General features: G+C 38.3%; 7 protein-coding genes and 1 pseudogene. 4 read left to right on the top strand and 4 right to left on the bottom strand.

Translation table 11 applies throughout. The features are described from left to right. Positions 1-355 (top strand): annotated as a pseudogene (locus tag ACTBZY_RS12105) (arylsulfatase); the annotation flags it as partial. Between the two features lie 75 nt (positions 356-430). Here the strand turns inward: ACTBZY_RS12105 and tgt are convergent. Beyond that, positions 431-1,561, bottom strand: a complete 1,131-nt coding sequence (gene tgt / locus ACTBZY_RS12100; protein ID WP_463046605.1) for a tRNA guanosine(34) transglycosylase Tgt — start codon at positions 1,559-1,561, stop codon at positions 431-433. Between the two features lie 233 nt (positions 1,562-1,794). Here tgt and ACTBZY_RS12095 point away from each other — a divergent pair, with 233 nt between their 5' ends. The 3 genes from ACTBZY_RS12095 (at position 1,795) to ACTBZY_RS12085 (ending at position 4,427) form a co-directional block, all read left to right on the top strand. Then, positions 1,795-3,009, top strand: a complete 1,215-nt coding sequence (locus tag ACTBZY_RS12095; protein ID WP_463046604.1) for a glycosyltransferase — start codon at positions 1,795-1,797, stop codon at positions 3,007-3,009. Between the two features lie 44 nt (positions 3,010-3,053). Continuing rightward, positions 3,054-3,677 carry a 16S rRNA (guanine(527)-N(7))-methyltransferase RsmG gene (rsmG, locus tag ACTBZY_RS12090; RefSeq protein WP_463046603.1) on the top strand — a complete coding sequence of 208 codons (624 nt, stop codon included), beginning with the start codon at positions 3,054-3,056 and terminating at the stop codon, positions 3,675-3,677. 75 nt (positions 3,678-3,752) lie between these two features. Further along, a complete protein-coding gene (locus ACTBZY_RS12085) occupies positions 3,753-4,427 on the top strand; it encodes a hypothetical protein (RefSeq protein ID WP_463046602.1) in 675 nt (224 codons plus the stop codon). On the opposite strand, the gene ACTBZY_RS12080 is transcribed toward ACTBZY_RS12085, so the two are convergent. From ACTBZY_RS12080 to ACTBZY_RS12070, 3 genes are all read right to left on the bottom strand, one after another. Then, positions 4,424-7,423 (bottom strand): DNA polymerase III subunit alpha, encoded by a 3,000-nt coding sequence (locus ACTBZY_RS12080; protein ID WP_463046601.1) that lies wholly within the window; start codon positions 7,421-7,423, stop codon positions 4,424-4,426. The genes ACTBZY_RS12085 and ACTBZY_RS12080 overlap by 4 nt on opposite strands. 162 nt (positions 7,424-7,585) lie before the next feature. Beyond that, positions 7,586-8,026: a peptidylprolyl isomerase gene (locus tag ACTBZY_RS12075; protein WP_463046600.1), complete on the bottom strand. Its 441-nt coding sequence runs from the start codon at positions 8,024-8,026 to the stop codon at positions 7,586-7,588. Between the two features lie 44 nt (positions 8,027-8,070). After that, positions 8,071-9,714 carry an OmpA family protein gene (locus ACTBZY_RS12070; RefSeq protein ID WP_463046599.1) on the bottom strand — a complete coding sequence of 548 codons (1,644 nt, stop codon included), beginning with the start codon at positions 9,712-9,714 and terminating at the stop codon, positions 8,071-8,073. Positions 9,715-10,162 lie beyond the last annotated feature (448 nt).

Below are 10,162 nucleotides of genomic sequence, written 5' to 3'. Positions count from 1 at the left end.
ATCAATTGTAGGGAGTGATATTAAAACAAAGGATGGTGAAGATATGTCTCAGGTGTTACTGGGGAAAGCAGAAAAAGGTAGAGATAATATTATTTTAGAAGCCAGTTCTCGTACTTCTTTTAGAGCAGGAGACTGGGTACTGATACCGGCATACGACGGTCCTGCAATAAATAAGCAAGTCAACATTGAATTGGGAAATCTGAAGGAGGATGGTCTTTTTAATCTGAAAGAAGATCCAAGTCAATTGAATAATCTGGCTCAGGCTCAGCCAGAGAAATTAGAAGAAATGAAAACTACTTTTATGGCATTAAGAGGAGATGATTTTGAAAAAACGGAAAAGCTAGAACTGAAATAAATTATCTAAAAATAGGCTGCCTCATCATCGAGAGCAGCCTATTTTTCAAACAAAATAGGTCGTCGTTTTTAGGTCTTATAACCTTTGCATAAACTGCTTAATGGCTTTTGGTTTCCATATAGCAAAATCACCTGCAATAATATGCTCTCTGGCTTGACCCACTAGCCACATATAAAAGGCCAGGTTATGAATACTACCTATTTGTGCCGCTAGCATTTCTTGGCATTTATTAAGATGCTTTAGATATGCTTTGGTATAAAAACTGGAAGCGTAGCAATCCAAATTTGGGTCTATTGGAGAGAAATCATCTTCCCACTTCTTGTTTTTGATGTTAATAATGCCTTCTGTGGTGAATAGCATACCGTTTCTGGCATTCCTTGTTGGCATAACGCAGTCAAACATATCTGTTCCTAGGGCTATTCCTTCTAGAATATTCTCAGGGGTACCCACCCCCATTAAATAACGAGGTTTTTCTAGGGGTAAAATGTCATTGACGACCTCTAGCATGGCATACATGTCTTCAGCGGGTTCACCCACAGATAAACCACCAATAGCATTTCCTTCTCGGTTTTGCTCCGCAATAAATTCGGCAGATTGTCTTCTTAAGTCTGGGTAAACACTGCCCTGTACTATTGGGAAAAGTGTTTGAGAATGTCCATATATAGGTTCTGTTTCGTCAAACCTTTTTAGACATCTTTTTAGCCAACGGTGCGTCATATGCATAGAGTTTTGGGCATAATCGTAATCGCAAGGGTAGGGTGTGCACTCATCAAAAGCCATAATGATATCAGCACCAATAACCCGCTGGATATCCATCACATATTCTGGAGAGAACATATGTTTAGAGCCATCTATATGGGAGCTAAATTTGGCACCTTCTTCCGTTATTTTTCTCATATCTTTCAATGAAAAAACTTGGTAACCGCCACTGTCGGTCAATATAGGCTTATCCCAACCATTAAATCCATGAAGGCCACCTGCCTTTTGAATAATGTCTAAACCCGGTCTTAGATACAAATGATAAGTATTACCCAGGATTATTTGAGCTTTAATATCGTCTTTTAATTCTCGTTGGTGCACGCCTTTTACAGTACCAGCGGTACCTACCGGCATAAAAATAGGTGTGAGAATATCACCGTGGTCTGTTGTTATTTTTCCCGCCCTGGCTTTGCTACCAGGGTCGTTTTTTTGAAGCTCAAATTTCATTTGGCAAAATTAGGCTTAATTACTAGAAGGTGGAAAATATTTTACGTCAGGATTTAAATAGCTGCAACTCTAATTAAGCTCCATGCTTTTAGCATTATAACTTCAGAATAGTTGTTATCTTTGAAGCATATTTAACACTACAATTCTGAACATAATATGGAATCAGCCTTATGCTAACGTAAAAGGAGTTAGATTTATTTATGATTAGGGACACAAATACCACTATATATTAAGTGATCTGGGATTACCTTTTTCCGGCCGTTTTTGGAGCAGCTATTATTATACAGCTGTTTTACCTCCTTTTTGTTTTCACTTCGCTCTTAAGAGCGAATGTGGCTGAAGATAGATCGGAAGAGAAAACTAAACTTCTTGGTGTTTCTATTATCGTAGCAGCTTGGAACGAGTTAGATAATTTGAAAGCGTTATTACCTATTCTTGATACGCAAGATTATCCAAACTTTGAGATTGTAGTGGTAGACGATAGGTCTTCAGATGGCACTTATGATTATTTAAGAGTTAATGAAGGTGCTTTTAAGCATGTTTGTTATGTTAATGTAAAGGCTTTGCCCGAACATTTTACGGCAAAAAAATATGCGGTAACCATGGGTATTCAAAAGGCCACTAAAGAGGTTATTTTGTTGACGGATGCAGATTGCCGCCCTGTGAGTGACCAGTGGATAAGGCAAATGACTTCTAAGCTTTCAGAAGATAAAGATGTGGTTTTAGGTTTTTCTCCTTACGATAAATATCCAGGATTGCTGAATGCCTTTATAAGGTATGAAACCTTTCAAACGGCTCTTCAGTATATGTCTTTTGCCAAAGCCGGTATGCCATTTATGGGTGTAGGAAGAAATTTGATGTATAGACGTGAGAGCTTTTGGAAAAACAAGGGCTTCACGACACATATGGGACTTTTAAGCGGTGATGATGATCTTTTCGTAAATGAAATTGCCAAAGGAAATAATACTGCGATATCATTAGACGCTAATTCTTATGTGACTTCGGAGCCTAAAATGAGCTTTGAGGCATGGGTGACTCAGAAAAAGAGGCACCTTTCTGTAGGAAAGAAATATAAAAAGAGAGATAAATTCAGCATAGGACTCCTATGGATGAGCTTTTTGGCTTGTTGGTTTTTTGTATTGCCAACTTTTATTTCTGAGCCATTTTGGTTTGTTTTACCAGATTGGATGAGGGTGTCTGAGCAATGGTTAGATGAAATAGGATGGCAGCAATACCTCCCTTATACCAACTGGATGCGGGTGATAACTGGTGTCTTTATTGTTTGGTTACTGATACGTTGGCTTATACTTTCGCTTACCAATAAAAAGCTTGGAAGAACCGTTTCTTGGGGTAAGATTCTAGCCTTGGATTTTTTATACTTTATTTATTTAGTCGTTTTTGGAGTATACACATTGCTGTCTAACCCTAAAAAAATAAAATGGAGGTAGGTCTTAAAAACCACTATTGTTTTTCCATTATCTAATATACTGTCATGGATATTATTCTTAAGTACTTTCCCAATATTACCGAAAAGCAGAAATCTGAGTTTGCTCAGCTGCAGGAACTTTATACGCTGTGGAATGCTCAAATTAATGTAGTTTCTAGAAAGGATATTGATGCTCTTTATGAGAAACATGTTTTACATTCTTTAGGAATTGCGAAAGTTCATGAATTTGCTCCAGGCTCAAAAGTGCTAGACGTGGGTACTGGTGGTGGTTTTCCTGGAATTCCATTGGCAATAATGTTTCCAGAAGTGCATTTCCATTTGGTTGATTCTATAGGTAAAAAAATCAAAGTGGTCACAGAAGTGTCGGATGCTTTGGGTTTAACTAACCTTACTGCCCAGCATGAAAGAGCAGAGAATGTGAAGGGTACTTATGACTTTGTGGTGAGTAGGGCAGTTACCAGAATGAAACCTTTCATAGAATGGATTCATCAGAAATTTGAAACACGTTCTATCAATAGCATTGACAATGGTATTCTCTATTTGAAAGGTGGAGATTTAGAAGAAGAATTAAACGAAGCCAAAAGACCTTATCAAGAACATAACCTTTCTGAGCTTTTTGAAGAAGAATTCTTCGAAACCAAAAAGGTGATTTATGTGCCTATGAGATAGTAAGACTTGAATATTTTAGCATTTAAATATTTAGTTTGATCTTGCGTCAGTCGCTTTTTGTAACAATCCCCTTTTATGTCTGCAGTAGCAAACGTCCTTCACGACTCCAAAGAAATCTTAGTTTCTGCTAGACTTTTCTTATATGGAAATGAAGCCACTGTGGAGCTAGGTGATAAAATAGTGGATGAAATTAATAGCATGTGGAATAGCCACACTATTTATCTGCCAGTTCATACGCTGCCGTATCACGTTCGTTTTCAAACTTCGTTTGTGGTTGTTTCACTAAATGACATTTCTATTTTGGCTGCAAATAACGGAGACTATAGAAATAATTTTGTTAGGATAGAAAACGGTAACCATATCACCCGCTCTATGATGGGTTCTGTGATTGGTGATAACTCTGGGCATTGGATTACCACAGACCATTTAGGTGTTAGTACCACAGCTTCACATGAGTTTGGTCACGCTTTAGGACTCCCACACCCTAAGAAATTGAATTATATTGGTGAGGGTATTCCACCTTTGATGGCACCTAGGGGCACTTTTGTAGATTCAGCGTATCAGTGGATTCCCACAGTAAAGGCTGGTGAATACGGAGGTACCATGAACCCTAAGCATAGGAAATTGAGTGAGCAGGAAGTGAGGATGGTTTTAGTTCCATTTGATTTAAACAGTGGACATAGTTTCAATATCGGTAAACTGACCAATACCGTTTACGACCAAATGGCCAATAGATTGCACCTATCCTAAGCTACTTTTCTTTTGCTAGCCTCTTCATCCGTAATGTATCTCGGGTCAAGTATATAAGGTAGACGATTCATTGAAGTGATTTCTAAGGTTAGAAAATCAAATTCATTCACCACTTTTCCGGTGAGTTCGTAGATACCTCTGCCACGAAAAGGATACTTTTTCGCCACCGGCGGAAAGTGAACAGTATCTATCCATTGTCCGCTTTTGTCTAAAAAAGTACCAAAAAACATTCTGTCACCTTTAGAGGTAGCGGTGTTTTTAGTGGTGACCAAATATCCATAGAGTGTGATGGTCTTATTGACAAACTTGGGCATGTCTTTAACTAATAAGCCATTCTCGGGTTGTGTAAGCAATAGGTCAAACGGGTCGCAGAGCGGAAAGCCTAGTAATTCTATCTGGTCAAAAACATTCTCCAACTCCGATGAGGTAAGTGTAGGTAAAGAAAACTGTTTGACTTGTGTTTTAAAAAGCTCTTTTTGAACACTCTTTTTTGGTTCTTTATTGCACCTATAATAGGCTTTCCATAATAATGTTCGCTTGTTAATTCCAGTAAAATCAAAAGACCCCATCCTTAGCAAGGTGTCAATCTGGTCTATACCTAATGGTATGCGGTCCATAAAATCTTCTAAGCTCTGGAACTTGCCAGATGTATTTCTTTCTGAAACTATGTTTTCTGCTATTTGACCCTCGATCCCAGACAGGTGCTGGAAACCTAAATAAATGTTTTTACCATGGATGGTGGTTTCGTATACACTAATATTTATATGTGGAGCATGCACGGTGGCTCCCTGCATTCTGGCTTCATGGATATAAGCCTCCGCCCTGTAAAATCCTCCACCATTATTTAATACCGCCACCATATATTCCAGTGGGAAATAAGTTTTGAGGTAAAGGCTTTGGTAGCTTTCTATAGCATAGGAAGCCGAGTGCCCTTTGGCAAAAGCGTAGCCAGCAAAACTCTCCGTTTGAGCCCAAACTTCTTGGATAATTTTGTCGGAATAGCCTTTTTCTTTGCAATTAAATATGAATTTACGTTTCACTTTGTCAAATTCTTCTCTGGATCTAAACTTCCCACTCATTCCTCTGCGGAGTACATCAGCCTCGCCCAAATCTAATCCAGCGAAGTGGTGAGCTACCTTTATAACATCTTCTTGGTATACCATCACGCCATAAGTGTCTTCCATCAGTTGCCACATAATAGGATGAGCCAATTTCCTGCGTTCTGGGTCTTTATGTCTGAGAATATATTCTCGCATCATGCCACTTTTTGCCACGCCAGGTCTAATGATAGAGCTGGCCGCCACTAGCCCTAGATAGGTGTTGGTGCCTAATTTTTTGAGAAGCATTCGCATGGCAGGAGATTCTACATAAAAACAACCAATACATTCTGCCTGACTTACTTTGTGATTAATATTGGGGTCCTTCAGAAAAGGTTTGACATTATGGATGTCTATATCTCCCGCTTCAGGTCTATTCTGCTTTATAATACTTAGTGTGTCTTTGATTTTACCCAAACCCCGTTGCCCTAAAATATCATATTTAAAAAGCCCCGCGTCTTCAGATATCACCATATCAAACTGCGTGGTGGGGAAGCCCTTAGGGGGCAAATTTGTTGCGGAAAAATAGGTAATGGGTTTTTCGGAAATCAATATACCGCCAGAGTGTACACTTAAATGGTTGGGCATACCTAGTATAGATCTAGCGTATTTGAGAACCAACTGCTGTAGCCTGTCTAACTCGTCAAAGACAAACTTGCCATCACTTAAAATATCAATTTCACTTTTAGGTAAACCAAAAACTTTACCGAGTTCCCTTACAGCACCGCTATGCTGAAAGGTACTATAAGTGGCTAAAAGTGCTACTTGTCCCTTTTTACCAAAGCGTTCGAAGATATATCGGGTCACGTCTTCTCTATCTCGCCAAGAAAAATCTAGATCAAAATCCGGTGGATTAGCCCTATAAAGATTCATGAAGCGTTCAAAATACAAATCCAGTTCTATAGGATCCACGTCTGTAATACCTAATAAGTAGGCCACTATACTATTGGCTCCGCTACCTCTACCAATATGAAAATAGCCTTTTCTGCGGCAGTATTGCACAATATCCCAGTTGACCAAAAAAAACGGAACGTAGTGCAGGTCATTAATCATCTTGAGCTCTTTAGCAATTCTGGCTTTTATGTCATCCGTGATGACTTCATACCGATATTTTAAACCTTCATGAGTCAGTTTTTCCAGCATTTGAAAATCTTCCTCAAAACTATTGGTGTAGAGAAGCAGGTTTTGATGTAGCCGTTTTGGGCTAAAGTCAAAATAAATTTGGCATTGCTCTAGGAGTTTGTCTGTGTTTTGAATGATAGCGGGGTATTCTTTAAAACCTTGGGTTAATGCTTCCTGGGGTATGAATTTCTCGTCAATATCTGCTTGCTCACTAAGGGAGAGTTTGCTCAGTAGCTCATTATTGTCAATGGCCCTCAGAAGACGATGTACATTATAGTCTATCTTGTTTCTAAAAGTGATGGGCTGTAAAACCACCATTCGGTCTTGGAGGCTGTGCCATTTTGACCTGTGGAGGTAAGTTAAATCTTTAAGATTTATGCCTATATATTCATTTGCTTCAAATCGGGTTTTGTTTAAAGCTTGAACCTGTATATAAGGATATATTACTTTTACATTTATGAAAGCAGGTGCTTCTGCTGGAATAGTCGTTTTTTGATGCGAATGCAGAGAAAGGTATTCGTTGAGTTCTTGAAATCCGTCATTGTTGGTAGCCAACCCGATGAATAATTGTTTAGCACCGTCTCTAAAATCAATTCCCAGTATGGGTCTAATGTTATATTGAGGTGCTAACCGCACAAAGTTTAAGCAAGCGGAGGTATTATTGATATCTGTCAATGGTAATACCGTTTGCCCATTGTCCTGAGCTAATCGCAACAGCTCCTTCTCGGAGAAAGTGCCGTATCGGAGACTATAGTATGTATGGTTGTTGAGGTACATTACTTTATTGAGGACTAATCAAAGGTAATGTATTAGAATGCTTGGCTAATATATGGTGCTGTTTATGCTAAATATGTTAGCTGCCTTGTGGGCTCTTTATAAAAAGAAACACCCTAAATCGGCAATACCAATTTAGGGTGTTAAAACGAGAAGTAATAAAATTTACGCTTCGTCTAAAATGACAATTTTCTCAATCTTGTCACCTTGTTTGATGTCATCTATGGTATCCACACCTTCAATCACCTTACCAAAACAAGTATGGTTTCTATCTAAGTGAGCAGTGTTAGTTCTGCTGTGGCAGATAAAAAATTGGGATCCGCCGGTGTTTCTTCCTGCATGTGCCATAGATAATACCCCTCTGTCGTGATATTGAAGCTCGCCATCTAGTTCGCATGGGATTTTATATCCTGGGCCACCATTGCCAACTCCATTAGGGCAGCCACCCTGTACCATGAAATTTGGAATAACTCTATGGAAAGTTAAACCGTCATAAAAGCCCTCTGAGGCTAGTTTCTTAAAGTTCTCTACTGCTTTAGGGGCGTCGTTATCATAAAATTCAATAACCATCGTGCCTTTTTCAGTTATCATCTGTGCTTTGCTCATCCTTCTCTTATTAGTTTTAAATGAAGCCGCAAAGGTAGAAAGATTTAGTTTTTAGTTATAATAAATTCTACACGACGGTTTTTAGCTTGCCCCTCTGTGGTTGCATTAGATGCAATTGGCTTTGCCATACCCATACCCACACTGGCAACTTTCTCGATCGGTACGTTTTTAGTAAGTAGATAATCACGTACAGAATTAGCTCTAGCCTGCGAAAGTTTAAGGTTAACTTCAGGTGAACCCACATTATCTGTATGCCCTTGTACTTCAATAGTCATATTTTTGTTGGTTAATAAGACTCCTGCCAACCTATCTAGCTCAGGAAAGGATTCCTTTTCTAGATTTGCCGAGGCAAATTCAAAGAAGATATTGCTCATAGCTACAGTAACACCAGCTAGTATAGGAGCTAATTCCAGGTTTTCACCTTTAAGTTCTTTAAATTCGCCTATTTGAGTAAGGTCAATGTTTTTACCAATTGCAATGAAGTCATTCGCTTCTGCACGCACGGTGTACATTTTACCATAGGGAAGCACTATTTTATATTCACCAGTTGTGGGGTTAGTGTTTGCTACGCCAATTTCCTCTCCTTCAGGAAATGTCTCATATATAACTCTGGCTTCAATTGGTCGCTGCGTTTTAGTATCAATAACCTTTCCGCTTAACATCACCACTGGGTTAGGAGAGGTAAGGGCATCTAGTTTTTCTTTTTCTATTTCTTCCTTTGTTTTTTTTGCGGGAGTGTTTGACTGATTTTGTTGGTTGTTGGAAGATTGAAGAGCCGCCACTACATCATCGTCAGAAGAGTTATCTCTTAATTTGAATCTTACAATATCGCCTTTTCCTATGCTTTCGTTTTTAGTGGCCATGTAAGCATATTCTCCAGTGGCCGTTATTGAATAGTAGTAATCGTCTTCTTCCGAATTGATCTTTGCTCCTAGATTGATGGGCTCAGACCATTTTTTCCAAGTTCTGTCTGTTCTTTTACTTACCCAAATGTCAAATCCCCCTTGTCCGCCTTTCCGATCAGAGGCAAAATATAAGGTATAGTCATCCGACGCCATAAATGGAGTGGTTTCGCTATTTCCAGTATTGATGTCGGCACCTAAACTTTCAGGCTTAGTCCATTTTCCATCCTTTCCAAGACTACTTATATATAGGTCATCATTTTTACTATTCTTTTTTTCTGCAAAGCCTAGTATTAAAACTTTACCATTATTGGTCAAGAAAGCAGAAAGGAATTGTCCTTTACACATCAAGTCTAGTTTTGGGATGTCGAGCTGCTCTGGTTGCGTCCATCCTGTCTTTGTTTTTTTACATTGAGATATCCCTACTTCGTTTTGTTTTCGTCCATTCCTATATACACCTCTTATTAAGATAGTATTTCCGTCAGGTGTGATACTAAAGAGATCATTGTATTTATCCTTATTAATGGTATTAGGCATTTTTCTGGCAATGGACCACCTACCATCAGATCTGTGTTCAGAATACCAGACATCATTACTGCCGTTTTTTCCATGGTTATTTGATGGGTGACTTACCCTTACAAAATATAAAGACTCACCGTCTGGTGAAATCACCGGATGTATTTCATTGTACTCCGTATTAATAGAAGAACCGAGCTTTTGAAGTTCTTGGGAGAAAACAAAGGTTGAATTAAGAAGAAGCGAGAATAATATAAAGATGTATTTCATTCAATAAATATGATTATCATCAAAACGATGACCTTACCGATAAAGTATTTTAAAAGTAGTTCTACTACTTGTATGTACAAATGAACAATTTTTTTGCCAATCATGAGATTTGAAGAATTGTTTTAATAATAATACAGAAGGTACTTTTTCTATAATATCATGCTTGAATTGCTTCTCAATATACTTCTACTGTAGGACTATTTCAAGGATAAGTTTTAATGTTATCATTGATGTATTATAAGTACTTCTGATTAAGAGTTAGTTAGGTAATTGACAAGAATAAACTTCAAATAAATGTTTGGTGAACTCAAAAGTATTGCCGTATCTTTGCAATCCCAAAACGGAGAATCGTTACGGGTTTAGTTCTAAGCGAAGATGGTGATTGAGGGAGGGAAAAAGAAAAGTAAAAAAAATATCAAATTTATTTTGGTGTTTAAAATTTAATCCT

The organism is Arcticibacterium sp., assembly GCF_055134445.1.
Note: the sequence above shows the minus strand (reverse complement) of the source record. Positions and strands in the feature narration are given on the sequence as shown.